This is a genomic window from Nannocystis bainbridge (genome assembly GCF_028368995.1).
Lineage (GTDB): Bacteria > Myxococcota_A > Polyangia > Nannocystales > Nannocystaceae > Nannocystis > Nannocystis bainbridge.
On sequence record NZ_JAQNDL010000001.1, the window covers coordinates 930,454 to 946,517 of the forward strand.

The window sequence follows — 16,064 nt, forward strand, 5'->3', positions numbered from 1 at the left end:
CCCGCTGTGTGCCCGCGACCGCGGTCGAGATCACGACGAGCGACAGCTTCACCAGCGCAGCCCCCCGGCGATCCCGCATGCGAGCCCCGCTGCGGTTCGCCTAGATTGGCGCGATGACTCGCATCGCCTCCCTGCTCTCGACCACCTGTTTCGCGCTGTTCGCCTGCCAGGACCCCGGCAACGGGAGCACCGAGACCGAGGCGACGAGCGACCCCTCGACCTCCACGAGCACCGCCGGGCCCACCACCGACGCTGCCACCACCGACGTCGCCACCACCGACGTCGCCACCACCGAACAGCCGACGACCGAGGCGAGCACCACGACCTCGACCACCGACGACACCACCACGCAGGGCGTCGACACTACCACCATCACGACTGACGACACCACCACCACCACGACTGACGGCACCACCACCACCACCACCACCACGGACGGCACCACCACCACCACGACTGGCGACACCACCACCACCACCACCACCGGCGACACCGACACCGAGACCACCGGTGAGCCCTCGCCGTGGGACGGCGAGCCGTTGCCGGACGCGCCGGACGGCGAGTGGCAGTGGGTCCCGTTCCCCGAGTCGCAGTGCAGGGATGGCAGCAGCGCCGGCATCGCCGTGCGCTACGGCTCCGGGCCCGGCCTCATGATCTATTTCCAGAGCGGCGGCGCCTGCTTCAACGCCGCCACGTGCAACCAGAACGCCAAGAGCTTCGGCATGGCGAGCTACAACAACTTCGTCCAGAACGCCGGCGGCGCTGGCATCTTCGACGACGACGCGCCCGAGAACCCGGTCGGCGACTGGAGCGTCGTGTTCGTGCCCTACTGCACCGGCGACGTCCACGCTGGCGCCCAGCCCGACGTCGAGATCGACGGCATCGCCGGCACCCAGCAGTTCGTCGGCTACACCAACGTCACCCACTACTTGAACCGCGTCGTCCCGACCTTCCTCGGCACCGCCGAGCACGTCCTCGTCACCGGCGAGAGCGCCGGCGGCTTCGGCTCCGCCTTCAACTACGACCGCATCGTCGAGGCCTTCCCCGACCGGCCCGTCACCCTCCTCGACGACTCCGGCCCCGTCATGTCCGACGCGTTCATGTCCCCCTGCCTGCAGCAGCACTGGCGCGACATCTGGAACTTCGAGGCCACCTTGCCCGCCGATTGCGCCGAGTGCTTCCAGCCGGATGGTGGCGGGATCTCCAACATCATCCCCTACCTCGCCGCCAAGCATAGCGACCAGCGCCTCGGCCTCGTCTCGTCGCTGCAGGACCAGACCATCCGCTACTTCTTCGGCTTCGGCCTCGACGACTGCGCCGGCGGCCAGATGAGCGGCGCCACCTTCACGGCCGGCCTCGCCGACCTGCGCGACGACTGGATGGAGGATCCGGCCGGCACGTGGGGCGCGTTCTATCTGGCCGGAAGCCAGCACACCTGGCTGACGCCGAGCTTCTACTCGGCCCAGACCGACGGCGTCCTGCTGCGCGAATGGGTCGCCGACCTCCTCGCCGGCACCGCGACCAACGTCGCACCGTGACCCTCCCGCGACGCGCGGCACAACCTCCATGTGCATCTTCGGACATGCTCCCATGGACATGTCCTGATGCGCATGTCTCCTGGAACATGTCCTAAACGCGCGCGTCCCTGACCCCTGCGCTCACGGGGACCGGTCGAGCTTGTCGAGCTCCGCGAGCACGTCCCTCCGCAGGCCATCGCTGGCGGCCTGCCAGCGCTCCAGCAGCGCGGCCCGGCCCGGCTCGCCGCGCATCCCGTGAAGCGCGTAGGCCAGCGCCCACGTGATGCTCTTGCGATCGTCGCGCCACTTCAGCGAGCCCGCGATGCGCTCGATCGACGCCAGCGCCGCCGGCGGATCGAAGCGCCCCAGCTCCTTGACCCGGAACGCCGCGGCCCGGCGGTCGCCCCGCTTGAAGTCGTCGGCGAGGGCACGCTCGACCAGGCCGAGCTTCACCGCGCGGAACTCCGCCTCCGTCACCGTCGGGCTGGTCGCCGGCGGCTTCGCCAGGAGGGCCGCGAGGCCGCCGTCCTCGAGCCGCGCGAACTCCTCGCCCGTCAGCCAATCGACGTCGTCGATCAGCAGCAGCGGCGTGTCGATCAGGCGCGCATCGGCCTCGGTGACGAGACGGACCCGCATCGACGTGGCCGGGCGGCGCAGACCGGCGACGAACGCGTCGTCGTCGAGCGACGCCTCCAGCCAGTCCCAGAACGCCTCCTCGTCGCCGCCCGGGCCCATCGCCAAGGCGTCGGGGCGCGCCTCCATCGCGGTGAACCACAGCTCGAGCTCGCGGCCATGAAACGCCAGCAGCGCCGCGTCCGTCGGGCTCGTCCCGTCGAGGTAAGGGCCGAAATCACCGAGCGGGACCGGCGGCCTGGCTGTGCCCGAGCACGCCCACGCGAGCGCCCGGGCCTTGGCGTCCGCGAGCTTCTCCGCGAACACGACCGCCGGCTCGGCGGCGTTCGGCGCCGACGGCCGGACCACGCGGACCAGCAATGCGATGGCGCCCGGTGTGGCGGCGGGAAAGAAATAGAAGCGATCGTGGGCGATGCCCATGCGCGACGGTGCCACGACCTCGCCGGCCGCGACAAGCACGAGCGACGCAGCGCCGCTCGCCTCACGCGAGCGAAGCCGAGGGCTTCCCGGCCGCCAACATGCGGCCGGGAGCCCCTCGTCCGCGCTGCCACGAATGCGCGGACGCTCATGCCGGCGCCTGACGCGAACGTCAGGCCCGGCATCCAGGCGACATCACGCCGCCCAGAGCGACGCCTTGCAGCGCTCGAACATCGCCGTGGCGATCGCCGGCCCTGGCACGCCGCACAGGCGCGACACCTCGGCGTCGGGCTCGGTGGTCGCCAGTGCGACCGTCATGCGCGCCAGCTCGGCGGCCTCGGCCGCGCGCACCCGCTCACGGGCCGCCTCGTCGAGCTGACCGTAAAGCCAGGTCGCGACGTCCCACGCCAGCGCCGCGTGGTCCAGCTCGTCCTCGGCGATGGCGGCGAACAGCCGGCGCAGCGGCTCGTCCGCGGCCACCGACGCCTGGTAGCGGGCCACCAGCGCGCCGAACGTCTCGCGCACGCAGCCCTCGACCGCGTTCTCGAGCGCCAGCGCCTCGAGCGAGCGCACCTCCGTCGGCACCTCGATGGCCGGCGAACCGCAGTCGGTCGCCGCCAGCCGCTCGCGCAGGCCCGCGAACCCGGCCGCGTGGCGGACCTCGTCGCGCGCCGCAGCCTCGGCGCGCTCGATCAGCGCCGCCGGGGCGCCGTGATGCGCCAGCTCGCAGGCCAGGCGCTCGAACGCCGGCACGCTGGCCGCCTCGAGGTGGTGCATCTCGTCGAGGTAGGCCACGAGCGCGCTGTCGGGGGTGCGCGGCGCCGGGCGGAAGCCCTCGGGGCGGCGGCCCGCGACCGCGCAGCCGTCGTCCGGCTTGGTAAGGTCGACCTCGGCCTGCGACGTCACCGCATCGCCCTTCACCGTCACCAGGTGGCCGTGGAATTGATTGAGGCACTCGTTGAAGTTCTTCTTCGCCAGCAGCTCGTAGCCGCCCTCGACCTCGCGCACCTTGCTGGCGTCGCACAGCGGCGCGTAGCCGTCGAGCGTGGTCAGGAACATCGCCTCGACCGGCGCGTCGACGGTGCCGAAGAGCGCCACCAGCTCGGCGCGGGTGGTGATCGTCGTGACGTCGGCGCCAGACTGGGCCACCAGGTACGTCGAGGTCGGCATGCGCCCGGCCCCCGGCGGGAACAACGAGTTGGGCGAGGTCGCCTTGGCGAGCGCCTTGGTGCACGCCTTGGCGGTCTTCGGATCTTTGCAGCTGGCGCCGAAGCTGGCCACCACCTGCGAGTTGAGCACCTTCCATTGCTCGCCCTTGTCCGGCTGCAGCTGCGAGACCCGCAGCTCGACGTAATCATAGGACTTGGCGAGCTTGGCCTCGCCGAAGCGGGCGACCAGCGCGGCCGGATCGCAGGTGTCGCCCGCGAACTCGGCGACCGCCGGCCCGGACGGCTGCGCCGGCGCGGGCGGCTCGGCGGGCTCGGCAGGCGGCTCGGCGGGCGTGCTGCTGTCGGTCGGCGCCGGCTCGGGCGGGATTGTCGAATTCTTCTCGCAGGCGGCCGAAGCCAGAGCGGCGACGATCGACGCGGTGAACACGGAATGGAGGCGGTCTCGCATGTGCCGGCAGGATAGCCGGCTCCGCGAGACGCGGGGGACGATCTGCCCCGGGAGCGAGCGGCGGGCGCGAACTCGGCCGATCCGGGCGGGCGCTGGCCTGCATCGCCGCTGCCCGCGCTTATCGCGGGACATGTGCGAAAGAACAGGTCGTGGTGACCGATCCGCGCCGCGGGGACTCGCGGCCCCGACCGGGGCTCACGCCGACTCCGGCGATTGCGACCAGCCGCCGTCGAGGTAGCCGCGGGCCACGCGGGTGACGAACTCGTGGACCGCCTGCTCGCGCGGCGCGAACACTCCGGGCCGAAAGCCGCGCGACGACACCCCGCGCTGCACGCTCTCGACCGCGCACCAATCCTGGCGATTGGTCATGTCCCAAAATTCCGTCGCATACGCGGGCGAGAACGACGGCGCCGCGATCGCCTCCGGGTGGAACAACCACTGACACTCGACGCGGGTGCGGTCCGGCGCCAGAGCCTCGAGCCGGTGCGTCAGCACGTAATCGGGGTGGAGGCTGATCAGCAGGTTGGCGCCGACCCCGTAATAAAACACGCTGCGTCGCTGCTCGGCGGACAGTCGCGGCAGCGGCAGGCCGCCGCTCTTGCCGTCGAACGACATCGTCTCGACCCCGGGCATGAGCTGCATCGGCCCGCCGATCCACGCCCCCGCGCCGGCGAAGTTGCGGCCGCTGGCGGGCGGGCTGACGCGGCACAGCTGCGGGTGGATCTGCGGGCAGTGGTAGCACTCGTGGTAGTTCTCGATCACGAGCTTCCAGTTGGCCGCCAGCTCGTACGTATGCGTCGCGGCCATCTGCAGCGATTCGAGCGTGTGTGCGGCGGTCAAGGCGTCGAGGTCGCCGAGCCATCGCTCGAGTGGCTCCGCCGTGCCGGACAGGTTGACGAACACGAACCCGCCCCACAGCGCCACGCGCACCGGCACCAGCCCGCGCGGCTCGGCCTCGCGTCGCTGGCCTCGCAGCGCCCCGTCGAGCCCGTAGACCCAGCCGTGATACGGGCAGCGGATCTGCCCGCCGTGCACGCACTCGCCGATCTGGACCAGCTCGTGGGCGCGGTGGCGGCACACGTTGAAGAAGCCGCGGAGCTCGCCGGCCCCGTCGCGCACCAGCAGCACGGCCTCGCGCCCGGCGCGGATCGCCCGCTGCGCGCCGATCGGCCCCAGCGCCTGAGCCCGGCCGACGCACACCCACGAATCGTCGAGGAACGCGCCGAGCTCCCACCGGTGCACGGCCGGCGACACGTACGCCTCGCTCGGCAGGCCCTCGCCCTCGCCGAACGGCCGCAGCACCCGCGCCAGCGCGGCGGGATCGACCGGAGCGACGCGCGCGGGAGCGTCCATCGCAGCTCAGGATAGTCGACGTCTTCGCCGCGGTCGAACCGACCTGCGCACTGCGGGCGCGACCGTCACGGCGGGCGATCGGTCCCGCGCCGGCGTCAACCTCGCTTGCCGCCGAAGCGGTGCGCGAACACCCCCGCGATCGCGAAGAACACGGTGTGCTGGTCGCGGGCGAGGCCGGGCCCGCCGTCCATGATCGCCGGGCCGCGGTAGAAGAACCCGTTCGCGCTGGTCGAGTGGTCGTAGCGATACTCGAGGCGCACGAGCAGGTTGTTGAACACGCGCACGTTGTTGGTGAACGCCGCCGACACCAGCGTCTGCGGCACGCCGAACATCCGCCCGTCGCGGTCCCAGAAGAACTCGGGCCGCAGCGCCATGTCCCACGTGCGCTGCTTGCCGAGCACGCGCCAGCGGGTGAACACCGCCCCGTTCATCCACATCTGCCACGGCGACAGCGGCAGGTCGGTGCGTGGGTCGGCGCCGACGTCGAACAGCGCGCCGACGCCGAAGCGCTCGGTGTTGTAGACCGCCTGCGTGTCCGAGAACAGCCGCCAGGCCCGCGCCCGCATATCGGCCTGCTCGGGCCCGATCCACACGTACTCGCCGAAGTTGAACTTCTCGCTCGCGGTGAACGTGTAGCCGAGCATCACGCTCGGCGCCTTGTTGTTGTCGGCCAGCAGCTGCCAGCCGTTGACGATCCACAGCTGCACCTGATGGCGATCGCGGATCGTCTGCGCCAGCTTCAGGCCCGAGAGGTAGTACGGCACGCTGTTGAGCTGCCAGGTGACCGTGTAGTTCCAGTTGTAAGGGCTCCAGTGGACGCCGATGCCGACCGGGCTCAGTTGCAGGCCGACCGTCACCTCGGTGCCGTGACGGGTGCGTAGGCCGATGTTGGCGCGCGACAGGTGCTTCCACACCTCGGGCCCGGCGAACTTGCCGTTGGCGCCGCCGGGGTTCGGCTCGTAGGCCACCAGCGCGTCGGCGGCCGGGCCGCCCTGGGCCGCGAACTCGAACAGCGGCGAGAACTTGCCGGGGATGGCGTCGCGGCGCACGTACGCGACCGCGTGGTTGAGCGTGAACTCGCCGGTCCGCGGCTGCACGCTGGTGCCGCGATACACGTGGTTGTCGGGGTTGTTGCTGTTGTAGCCGTAGTTGACGTCGATGAAGCCGCCGACCTCCCACGGCTTGAAGCCGGGCAGGTGCGGGTCCATGTGCTCACCGGCCGCCAGCGCCGGGTTGTTGACCGCCGCCGCGTCGGTGCCCGGCAGCGCCTCCTCGACGCGGTCCTCCTCGGCCGGGAGGGTCGCAGGGTTCACCGGGCGCACGGGCGGCCTCGCGGGTCGCGAGGACGGCACGACGGGTGTCTCGCTCGCCGCGACACCCTTTGACGCCTCGCTCGCCGCGACGGGCCCCGCCTCGAACGTCGGCTCGGGCACCTCGATCGCCCGCGTCGGCGTCCACGGCGGCAGCGCCAGCGCCCCGCTCGTCGGCTCGCCCGGTGCGGCGAGCACGAGCGGGACGAGCGAGGCGAGGGCGGAGATCGTCGGGCTCATGGCGGTCGCCGCCGCATTGTGCGGCCAGATCTCGCTCGAACGCCAATTCGTCGCCGACCGGGCCAGGCGCGCGCCTCTCGAGGCTTCGCGCGCCGGATCGCCCGCCGTCAGTCCGCGCGCCGCGCGAACCGCCGCCGGCTTTCACATGTCCCGAAGGACAGGTTCAAGCGAGCACGGGCAAGTGCATCGCCCCGCCCCGCCGCTCGACGCGGGGGGCCATCTCCGGGCGCGGCGGCGGGGCCTCGCCGGTGGCGCACACGCGGCCGTGCAGGCCCAGCTGCTCGAGCATGTCGAGGTCGTCCTGGGTCGAGCGATTGGGCGTCGTCAGGAAGTCGCCGATCATCATGCCCGACGCCCCGGCGGCGAAGATCATCGGCTGCAGCTGCCCCAGGTGCTGGCGGCCGGCGGCGATGAAGATGTTGGGGCGCGGCAGGGCCAGGCGGAAGCAGGCGATGATGCGCAGCATCTCGCGCGGCGGCAGCGGGTCGACGTGCTGGAGGTTCGTGCCCTCGATGCTGACGAGGAAGTTGATCGGCACCTCGTCGACGTCGAGGCCGCGCAGCTCGAGCGCCAGCTCGGCGCGGTGCTCGGGCTGCTCGCCCATGCCGAAGATCCCGCCGACGCAGGTGCGCAGCCCGAGCTCCTTGGCCGCGCGGATCGTAGCGAGGCGATCGTCGTAGGTGTGGGTGGTGACGATCTGCTCGTAGTAGCTGCGGCCCGACTCGAGGTTGTGGTTGAACTCGGTCATGCCGGCGTCGCGCAGCTCGCGGAGCGCCTCTTTGCTGACGATCCCGAGCGACGCGTGAGCCTCGGTGTGGCCGGCGGCGCGGACCTGGCGGATGCCCTCGACCATGTGCTTGAGGCCCTTGGAGCCGTCGGCGTAGCCGCGCGTGGCCGTCACCAGCCCGAGCGCCGTCGCGCCCTGGCCCTGAGCCTTGCGGCTGGCGGTGACCATGTCGGCGTGATCGAGGAACTTGTCGGCCTTGATGTGGGTGGTGAAGTGCTTCGACTGCGCACAGAAGCCGCAGTCCTCGGGGCACCCGCCCATCTTGGCGTTGACGATCGAGCACAGGTGGACCTCGTCGCCGAAGCGAGCGCGGCGCAGGCGATCCGCGGCCCCCATCAGATCGCCCAGCTCGCCCTCGCCGCGCAGGTAGCGGACCAGGGTCGCCCCGTCGAGCGCATCCCACTCGCCGCCGAGGATCCGTTCGGCGATGGCGTGCGGAGCGGGGAGTGCGGGGCGGCCGTCGGTGCTCGTCATGCGGCGAGGTATACCGCAAGCACGTGCGCCAGGGACCGGCTGTGCGCCTGTCGTGCGCGCTCGCCCGTCCGCCGCATCTCCCGCGCTCCATCCCCCCGTGGTCCGCGAGTGAGGTTTGCCGTGCACCGCCCTTCGCGTCCCCGCGCGCGTGCGCGGCGGGCTCGACGGATCTCGCGCTTTCACCGCTCCGTCGCCGGTGGTAACCTCCCCGCGCCCGCGAGAAGGCTCGCCCATGAATCAATCAGAAGCCGCACCAGACCCCGCCCCGCAAGGCGACACGGACAACGCCGTGGACGCCGCCTACGAGGCCAAGCTCCGCGCCGACTACGACGGCCAGAGCCGCGACGACGTCCTGCGAGACTACCGCGAGATGCTGCGGATCCGCCGCTTCGAGGAGGCGGCCGCTCGCGCCTACACGCGCGGCAAGATCAGCGGCTTCCTCCACCTCTACATCGGTCAGGAGGCGATCGCCATCGCCACCCAACAGGTGATGGAGCCCGGCGATCGCGTCGTCTCGACCTACCGCACCCACGGCTTCGCCATCGCCCTCGGCTCCGATCCCAAGGCGTGCGCCGCCGAGCTGTTCGGCAAGGCCGCGGGCCTGGTCGGCGGCGTCGGCGGGTCGATGCACTTCTTCGACAAGGCGCGCGGGCTGTGGGGCGGCTACGCGATCGTCGGCAACCACATCCCGGTCGCCGCCGGCCACGCGTTCGCCTCGCAGTACACCGGCGACGGCCGCGTGACCCTCTGCTTCATGGGCGACGGCGCCGTCGGCATCGGCCCGGTGCACGAGGGCATGACGATGGCCGGCATCATGAAGCTGCCGATCGTCTTCGTGGTCGAGAACAACCAGTACTCGATGGGCACCCCGCTCAAGCGCACCCTGCCGGTCGAGGACATCACGGCGCGCGCAGCCGGCTACGGGTTCGCCAGCGACCGCTTCCACGTCACCTCCGTGCAGGAGACCCGGCGCCGCCTCGGCGAGGCCGTCGAGCGCGCGCGCAAGGACGGCAAGCCGACGCTCGTCGAGCTCATCACCTACCGGTTCCGCGGCCACAGCATGAGCGACCCGGCCAAGTACCGGCAGAAGGAAGAGGTCGATCGCTGGCGGCTCAACGATCCGCTCGAGCGGACGCTGATGGCGCTCAAGCTGATCCACAAGGTCCCCGAGGCCGAGCTCGACGCCGACGACGAGACGATCGTCGCCGAGATGGACGCCGCCTACGAGTTCGCCGACAAGGCCCCCGTGCCCCAGCCCGCGGCGCGGTTCGACAACGTGATGGCCGAGGGCCCTTATTACGGCGACAGCGCGACGACGCGGCCGGCGGGAGTGGAGTAAGACCATGCCGATTCTGCAGATCCGCCAGGCGATCCGCGACGCGATGAAGGAAGAGATGGAGCGCGACGAGCGCGTCTTCCTCATGGGCGAAGAGGTCGGCTACTACAACGGCGCTTACAAGTGCAGCGAGGGCCTGCTCGACCAGTTCGGGGCCAAGCGCGTGATCGACACCCCGATCACCGAGACCGGCTTCGCCGGCATCGGCATCGGCGCCGCGATGTGCGGCCTGCGGCCGATCATCGAGTTCATGACCTTCAACTTCTCGGCGGTCGCGTTCGACCAGATCTTGAACAACGCCGCCAAGCTGCGCCACATGACGCACGGCCAGTTCGGCGTGCCGATGGTGTTCCGCGGGCCCAACGGGGCCGCGCACATGCTCGGCTCGACGCATAGCCAGGCCTTCGAGCACTTCTACGCCCACATCCCCGGGCTCAAGGTGGTCGCGGTCGCCACGCCCTACGACGCCAAGGGCCTGCTCAAGACGGCGATCCGCGACGAGAACCCGGTGCTCTTCCTCGAGAGCGAGCTGATGTACTCGGTCAAGGGCGAGGTGCCCGAGGAGGAGTACCTCATCCCGTTCGGCCAGGCCGACATCAAGCGCCCCGGCGACGCGGTCACCGTGATCACGTGGGGCCAGGGCGTGCCGGTCGCGCTCAAGGCCGCCGACCTCGCGGCCGCCGAGGACATCTCGTGCGAGGTCATCGACCTGCGCTCGCTGCGGCCGATGGACGAGGCCGCGATCATCAAGTCGGTCAAGAAGACCAACCGCGCGGTCATCGTCTACCACGGCTGGCCCAACGGCGGCGTCGGCGGCGACATCATCGCCCGCATCCAGGAGCTCGCGTTCGACGACCTCGACGCCCCGGTCCTGCGCGTCTGCTACGAGGACCTGCCGATGCCGTACGCCGAGAACCTCGAGAACCTGATCCTCCCCTCGCCGGAGCGCGCCCTCGAGGCCGTCCGACGCGTCGCCTACAAGCGCTGAGCGCACCTGGTCAAGGAGACAGACCCCATGGCAACCGTGGTCACACTTCCCCGCCTCAGCGACACGATGGAAGAGGGCGTGATCGCCAAGTGGCGCATCAAGGTCGGCGACAAGGTCAAACGCGGCCAGGTCATCGCCGACATCGAGACCGACAAGGCGACGATGGAGTTCGAGTCCTTCGACGCCGGCACCGTCCTCAAGCTGGTCGCCCCCGAGGGCGAGGCGCTGCCCGTCGGCGCCACGATCGCCGTGTTCGGCCAGCCGGGCGAGAACCCCGACGCCGTCGACGGCGGCGCGAAGCCCAAGCCCGCCGACAAGCCCGCGACCGACAAGCCCGCGACCGACAAGCCGGCGACCGACAAGCCCGCCGACGAAGCGTCGGAGTCCGACGCCGACGAGGAGGCCGACGAGAAGCCGGCCAAGGCCTCGGCCAAGCCGGTCGCGCCCAAGCCCCAGCCCGAGAGCGTGGCCGAGGTGAAGCACGCCGAGGCCGTCAACGAGGCCTCGGCCGCCGGCGGCGATTCACCTGCCCCGAAGGCCACGTCCCAGGGGACAGGTCCCGAAGGACAGGCCGATCGCGGCCGGATCCCCGCCTCGCCGCTGGCCCGCCGCCTGGCCCGCGAGCACGACCTCGAGCTGGGCCAGATCCAGGGCTCCGGCCCGCACGGCCGGATCGTCAAGGCCGACGTCGAGCAGGCGATCGCCAAGGGCCCGACCCGCGCGGCCGCGGCGACCGGTACTTCGGCACATGTCCCTTCGGCCAGCCAGCCGGCCGGCAGCCCCGCGGCCGACGTCGACGAGCACGGGCGGCCGTACATCAGCCGGCCCGACCGCTCGGTCAAGCTGTCGCAGATGCGCAAGGCGATCGCCAAGCGCATGGGCCAGGCGAAGCGGGAGATCCCGCATATCTACCTGACGATGCCGATCGTCATGGACCGGGCGGTCGCGCTGCGGGCCGAGTTCAACCTCTCGGTCGACGGCACCAAGGCCAGCCTCAACGACCTGGTGATCCTCGCGGCCGCCCGCGCGCTGCGCAAGCACCCGCGGGTCAACGCCCACTTCACCGACAACGGCATCGTCGAGCGCGGCGATGTCCACGTCGGCGTGGCGGTCGCGCTCGACGACGGCCTCATCGTCCCGCCGGTCCGCTTCGCCGACCAGAAGACGCTCAAGCAGGTCTCGATCGACGTCCGCGACCTCGGCACCCGCGCCAAGGAGAAGACGCTGAAGCCGGAGGAGATGACCGGCAGCACCTTCACGGTGTCGAACCTCGGCATGTTCGGCATCGAGGAGTTCTGCGCGATCGTCAACCCGGGCGAGGCCGCGATCCTGGCCGTCGGCGCGGTCCAGGACGAGGCCGTGGTCGAGGACGGCAAGATCGTCGCCCGCAAGCGCATGCGCGTGACGCTGTGCAGCGACCACCGCGTGTTCGACGGCGCCGAGTCGGCCAAGTACCTGCAGACCCTGCGCAAGCTGCTCGAGAGCCCGCTCTCGCTGCTGACCTGAAGGACAGGTCGCCGTGGAGCCGCCCCGCCGCGCCCGCGTGACCCGCAGCGAGGCGGGCGGCTCACGCTGGGAGGTCGCCACCCGCGAGCTCCCGGCGGGCCTGCGGCCGCACGTGCGCGAGCTGCTCGGCTACGGCGAGGCGTCGGTGCTGCCGCGCGTGCAGCGGCAGTTCCCGCTGCCGCAGGTCGTCGTCATCATCGAGTTCGGCCCACCGATCCGCGTCCACGACGGCGCCGGGGTGCCGTCGCGCTACGCCGGCGGGTTCGTGGCCGGCCTCTCCGACGCCTGGAGCGACACCGGCCACGACGGGGCGCAGGCGGGCATGCAGCTCAACCTGACGCCGATCGGCGCGCGCCTGGTGTTCGGCGTGGCGCTGTCCGAGCTGACCGGCCACATCGTGCACCTCGACGACCTGCTGCCACCCACGCACCGGGGCCTGGCCGCGCGTCTGGCCGCGTGCGCCGACTGGGATGACCGTTTCGACATGGTCGAAAGTTTCATCGCCGCGCGCCTGGCCGCCGCCCGCGTCGCGGTCGACACCGTCGCCTGGGCCTGCCAGCGCATCGAGGCCAGCGCCGGCGCCGTCGACATCGGCCGCCTCGCCGGCGAGCTCGGCTACAGCAGCAAGCACCTGGTCGCCCTGTTCCGCGACCGCGTCGGCGTGCCGCCCAAGCTGCTGGCGCGGCTGGTCCGCTTCGACCGCCTGATCCACCGCCTCAAGACCGGTCCGGCGAGCACCTGGGCCGCCCTGGCGGCCGAATTCGGGTTCGCCGACCAGGCCCACCTGACCCGCGAGGTCCGCGGCTTCACCGGCGTCACCCCGACCGGGGTCCGGGCCCTGCTCGGCGAGCTCGTGATCGCCTGAGCCCGCTGCCTCGCAGGTAAAATTTGTTCAAGACCGGGCCCGCGCGGCCGCCTAGCCTTCGCGGGCAAGGAGCGACCCATGACCGTCAAGCCCAGCCCCATCCCCCCTGGCCCGCGCCTGATCCCCACCCTCGTCGTCGCCGACGCCGGCGCCGCCCTCGATTTCTACGTCAAGGCCTTCGGCGCCGAGGAGATCTTGCGCCTGCACGGACCCGGCGGCCGGGTCGAGCACGCCGAATTTTCGCTGTTCGGCGGGGTGGTCTACCTCGGGAGTGAGTGGCCCTCGCTAGGCTTCCGTCCCCCCACCCCTGGCCACACCGCCGCCACCGTCGTCCTCAACGTCGAGGATGTCGACGCCTTCGCGGCGCGCGCCGTCGCGGCCGGGGCCACGCTCGAGCGGCCGGTCGCCGACGAGTTCTACGGCGACCGGGTCGCCCGCCTGCGCGACCCGTTCGGCCACGCCTGGGCCGCGCACGCCCGGGTCGAGGAGGTCGCGCTGCCCGAGATGCAGCGGCGGCTGGACGCCCTGTACGCCCAGCCCTCGTGAGCGCGAGAGCGCCGGCGCGCCGGCGCGCGCACGCCGGAGATTGTCGCCGCGCGCCGCCTCCGGCATCCTCAGACGACCTTGGCACTGTCCGACGCGCCGTCTCACGAACTCAGTGAATTGCACGACCTGGTCGAGAAGGCGCTGCGCGCCGCGCAGGCCCACCCGACCGCCGAGGCGAGCCGCAAGGAGCGTCACAAGGCTCGCTCCCGCCACTTCGTGCTCGCCCTCGCCGACGCGTTCCGCGAGCACGAGGGCGGCGATGTCGACGCCATGAGCCGCTACCACGACGACGTCCGCCCGCACATCGGCCAGGGCGAATTGCTGCACGACGTCACCATCACCCGCAGCGTGCAGATCGGCGAGCACTGGTACATCACCGAGGTGCTGTGGCAGGTCGAGTCGGAGCTCTCGCTCGATACCAGCGAGGCGGTCCACGACTTCAACAAGCTGGTCCTCGGCTCGGCGCATCACAAGCTGTTCGTCGCCGCGATGGTCCCCGAGCCCGAGAACCTGCTGCGCACGCTCGAGCCCGCGGCCGCGCGCTGCACCGGCCGCGTGTTCCTGGCCCTGATCCCGCACCCCGACCACTGGGACGGCGACACCGCGGGCGGCGTGCGGACCTGGCAGTTCCGCCGCTGATCGGCGACGTGCGCTTGCCTGCGGCTCGCAGCCCGCGAGCGAGCGTCGACGACCCGTGACTCCAGGGGGATGTCGCTGCGATCGGTCGATCACAGCGACGTCGGCGCCGGCCGTGGCCGCGCACCGGACCCGAACGCCGCCCGAAAGTGCCACCGGCGGATCGACGCGCGCCGCCGCCGGCGCCCCCGCCCAGCGCCGCACAATCGCCGCGCCCCGCCTCCGCAAAGGTCGAACGTGGCGCCCGAGGCGCTGAGAGAGCCCCTGCTGGCGTCTCGATCGCGGCCTCGCTACTGTCGTGGCATACCCATGGGCGATGTGATCAATCTGAGTCGTTATCGCAAGGCCAAAGCCCGCGCCGAGAAGGAGCAGAAGGCCGAGGCCAACCGAGTCCGCCACGGACGCACGCGGACCGAGAAGCAGGCCGTGCAGGTCGAGCTCGAGCGCCAGACCGCCGAACTCGACGGCAAACGCCTCGACAGCGCCGACGACGGGAAACAAAGCCCCTGACCGTCCGGACATGTCCTGCGGGACAGGGTCTCCGTCGCCCGCGAGCCGCGGGACCTGTGACTGTTCGGACATGTCCCCAAAGACACCATCCCCCGTTCGGGGCCTATGACTCTTCGGACATGTCCTCCGGGCCATATCTGAATTCTCCGGCTCGCAGGACTCGCCACCCGGTCTCGGGCGCAGCCCCGCGAGCCGCCGCGCATGACCGCTGCGACATGTCCTGAAGGCCAGACCACCCCTCTGACCGCCCGCGCCCGTTGACCGCCGGCGGCGCGCGTGGGATGGTCCGGCCGTGTCCGCGTGGCTCCACTGGCTCGCTGCGCTGCTGCTGGTGCTGCTGGCGCTGGCGGCAGCGGCCTGGTTCACCGCGCGGCCGTGGCTGGCCCCGCCGGCCGCCGCGCCCGAGCACATCGCCGGCACGTGGACCCGGGTCGAGACGTGGGCCGCCGAGACGCGCCAGGCGAGCGGGCCGATCGAGCCGCTGCACGCCGCGCTCGCGCCCCTCAAGCGGGCCGGCGCGACCGACGAGCCGTGGGACCCGACGCGGCCGCCCGAGCCGGCCACCGACCCCGCCGCGCAGCAGGCCCTCGCCGGGCTGATCGTATGGGCCGACGGCGGCGGCCTCGGCGACGAGCTCTGCATCGTCGACCCGGCCGACTTCACGGCCGGACCGCCGCGCACGGTCGAGATGTTCCGCCTGGCCCGCCTCGCCCTCCGCCACGGCCGCGACGACACCGACCCCGCGTTCGCGGCGGCGCTGCGCCTCGGCGCCTACCTGCGCGGCCGCGGCCCGCTGCTCGCCGGCGCCGTCGGCTTCGCCATCGCCCGCGACGCCCTGCAGGTCGCCGAGGCCCGCAACCTGCCCGCCGGCCCGGCCTTCGTCGCGTTCGCCCCGCGCCGCGAGGAGGTCCTGCCGATCCTCGCCCGCGAGGCGGTCTGCTCGCTGCGCATGGCCGAGGCCGCGTTTCACAGCGGCGCGAGCGAGGCCGCCCCCGTCGAGCCCGGCGTGGTCGCCCGCTGGTCGAGCGCGTGGGTGGGCCCCGAGCGCGAGCTGGCGATGGCCCGCTGGTACCTCGGCGAGCGCGTGGCCGCGGCCGCGGCTGCCGGCGACGACCTCGGCGCCGTGGCTGCCACGCAGACCCTGCCCGAACAGCCCGACGCCCTGCCCGCCAGCCTGCTGGTCCGCTCGCTGGCGGGCAGCGGCGCCTCGACGGTGAGCGACATGCAGGCGACCCTGGCCGGCTACGCGGCCCGCCTCGGCCCGCCTCCCTGACATCTGTTTTAAAGTTCTTATGGACATGCTCTTCAGAGCATGTCCATATCGACATG

General features: G+C 71.9%; 14 protein-coding genes. 9 read left to right on the top strand and 5 right to left on the bottom strand.

Features of this window, described 5'->3' with window-relative positions; all coding sequences use genetic code 11:
• The first annotated feature begins 113 nt into the window (after positions 1-113).
• Complete coding sequence (locus POL25_RS03685; protein WP_272084420.1) at positions 114-1,538, top strand: pectin acetylesterase-family hydrolase; 1,425 nt, start codon at positions 114-116, stop codon at positions 1,536-1,538.
• 120 nt (positions 1,539-1,658) lie between these two features.
• Here the strand turns inward: POL25_RS03685 and POL25_RS03690 are convergent, their stop codons facing one another.
• The 5 genes from POL25_RS03690 to bioB form a co-directional block, all read right to left on the bottom strand.
• The gene (locus POL25_RS03690; protein ID WP_272084421.1) at positions 1,659-2,609 is read right to left on the bottom strand and encodes a hypothetical protein; all 951 of its coding nucleotides are present in this window, start codon (positions 2,607-2,609) and stop codon (positions 1,659-1,661) included.
• A 153-nt stretch (positions 2,610-2,762) separates the two neighbouring features.
• A complete protein-coding gene (locus POL25_RS03695) occupies positions 2,763-4,184 on the bottom strand; it encodes a ferritin-like domain-containing protein (protein ID WP_272084422.1) in 1,422 nt (473 codons plus the stop codon).
• A 195-nt stretch (positions 4,185-4,379) separates the two neighbouring features.
• Positions 4,380-5,537, bottom strand: coding sequence for an aromatic ring-hydroxylating oxygenase subunit alpha (locus POL25_RS03700; protein WP_272084423.1), 1,158 nt, complete (start codon positions 5,535-5,537; stop codon positions 4,380-4,382).
• Between the two features lie 95 nt (positions 5,538-5,632).
• Positions 5,633-7,087, bottom strand: a complete 1,455-nt coding sequence (locus POL25_RS03705) for an outer membrane beta-barrel protein (protein WP_272084424.1) — start codon at positions 7,085-7,087, stop codon at positions 5,633-5,635.
• Positions 7,088-7,250: 163 nt separating this feature from the next.
• Entirely contained in the window at positions 7,251-8,348 is a 1,098-nt protein-coding gene (gene bioB / locus POL25_RS03710) for a biotin synthase BioB (RefSeq protein WP_272084426.1), read from the bottom strand.
• Between the two features lie 370 nt (positions 8,349-8,718).
• Here bioB and POL25_RS03715 point away from each other — a divergent pair, with 370 nt between their 5' ends.
• From POL25_RS03715 to POL25_RS03750, 8 genes are all read left to right on the top strand, one after another.
• On the top strand, positions 8,719-9,687 hold the full coding sequence (locus tag POL25_RS03715) for a thiamine pyrophosphate-dependent dehydrogenase E1 component subunit alpha (protein ID WP_373372081.1): 969 nt from the start codon (positions 8,719-8,721) through the stop codon (positions 9,685-9,687).
• Positions 9,688-9,691: 4 nt separating this feature from the next.
• The gene (locus tag POL25_RS03720; RefSeq protein ID WP_272084428.1) at positions 9,692-10,672 is read left to right on the top strand and encodes a pyruvate dehydrogenase complex E1 component subunit beta; all 981 of its coding nucleotides are present in this window, start codon (positions 9,692-9,694) and stop codon (positions 10,670-10,672) included.
• Positions 10,673-10,699: 27 nt separating this feature from the next.
• Positions 10,700-12,178: a dihydrolipoamide acetyltransferase family protein gene (locus tag POL25_RS03725; protein WP_272084429.1), complete on the top strand. Its 1,479-nt coding sequence runs from the start codon at positions 10,700-10,702 to the stop codon at positions 12,176-12,178.
• 13 nt (positions 12,179-12,191) lie between these two features.
• Positions 12,192-13,043, top strand: a complete 852-nt coding sequence (locus POL25_RS44135; RefSeq protein ID WP_272084430.1) for an AraC family transcriptional regulator — start codon at positions 12,192-12,194, stop codon at positions 13,041-13,043.
• A 78-nt stretch (positions 13,044-13,121) separates the two neighbouring features.
• Positions 13,122-13,589 carry a VOC family protein gene (locus POL25_RS03735; RefSeq protein ID WP_272084432.1) on the top strand — a complete coding sequence of 156 codons (468 nt, stop codon included), beginning with the start codon at positions 13,122-13,124 and terminating at the stop codon, positions 13,587-13,589.
• Between the two features lie 78 nt (positions 13,590-13,667).
• Complete coding sequence (locus POL25_RS03740; RefSeq protein WP_272084433.1) at positions 13,668-14,228, top strand: hypothetical protein; 561 nt, start codon at positions 13,668-13,670, stop codon at positions 14,226-14,228.
• Between the two features lie 306 nt (positions 14,229-14,534).
• Positions 14,535-14,735 carry a DUF4169 family protein gene (locus POL25_RS03745; protein ID WP_272084435.1) on the top strand — a complete coding sequence of 67 codons (201 nt, stop codon included), beginning with the start codon at positions 14,535-14,537 and terminating at the stop codon, positions 14,733-14,735.
• Between the two features lie 292 nt (positions 14,736-15,027).
• Positions 15,028-16,008, top strand: a complete 981-nt coding sequence (locus POL25_RS03750) for a hypothetical protein (RefSeq protein WP_272084437.1) — start codon at positions 15,028-15,030, stop codon at positions 16,006-16,008.
• Positions 16,009-16,064: the final 56 nt, after the last annotated feature.

What these genes read in the sequence shown, in the direction of transcription:
- POL25_RS03685 (WP_272084420.1), top strand. Translation starts at nt 114, where the DNA reads ATGACTCGCATCGCCTCCCTGCTCTCGACCACCTGTTTCGCGCTGTTC.
- POL25_RS03695 (WP_272084422.1), bottom strand. Translation starts at nt 4,184, where the DNA reads ATGCGAGACCGCCTCCATTCCGTGTTCACCGCGTCGATCGTCGCCGCT.
- POL25_RS03700 (WP_272084423.1), bottom strand. Translation starts at nt 5,537, where the DNA reads ATGGACGCTCCCGCGCGCGTCGCTCCGGTCGATCCCGCCGCGCTGGCG.
- POL25_RS03705 (WP_272084424.1), bottom strand. Translation starts at nt 7,087, where the DNA reads ATGAGCCCGACGATCTCCGCCCTCGCCTCGCTCGTCCCGCTCGTGCTC.
- bioB (WP_272084426.1), bottom strand. Translation starts at nt 8,348, where the DNA reads ATGACGAGCACCGACGGCCGCCCCGCACTCCCCGCTCCGCACGCCATC.
- POL25_RS03715 (WP_373372081.1), top strand. Translation starts at nt 8,719, where the DNA reads ATGCTGCGGATCCGCCGCTTCGAGGAGGCGGCCGCTCGCGCCTACACG.
- POL25_RS03720 (WP_272084428.1), top strand. Translation starts at nt 9,692, where the DNA reads ATGCCGATTCTGCAGATCCGCCAGGCGATCCGCGACGCGATGAAGGAA.
- POL25_RS03725 (WP_272084429.1), top strand. Translation starts at nt 10,700, where the DNA reads ATGGCAACCGTGGTCACACTTCCCCGCCTCAGCGACACGATGGAAGAG.
- POL25_RS03735 (WP_272084432.1), top strand. Translation starts at nt 13,122, where the DNA reads ATGACCGTCAAGCCCAGCCCCATCCCCCCTGGCCCGCGCCTGATCCCC.
- POL25_RS03745 (WP_272084435.1), top strand. Translation starts at nt 14,535, where the DNA reads ATGGGCGATGTGATCAATCTGAGTCGTTATCGCAAGGCCAAAGCCCGC.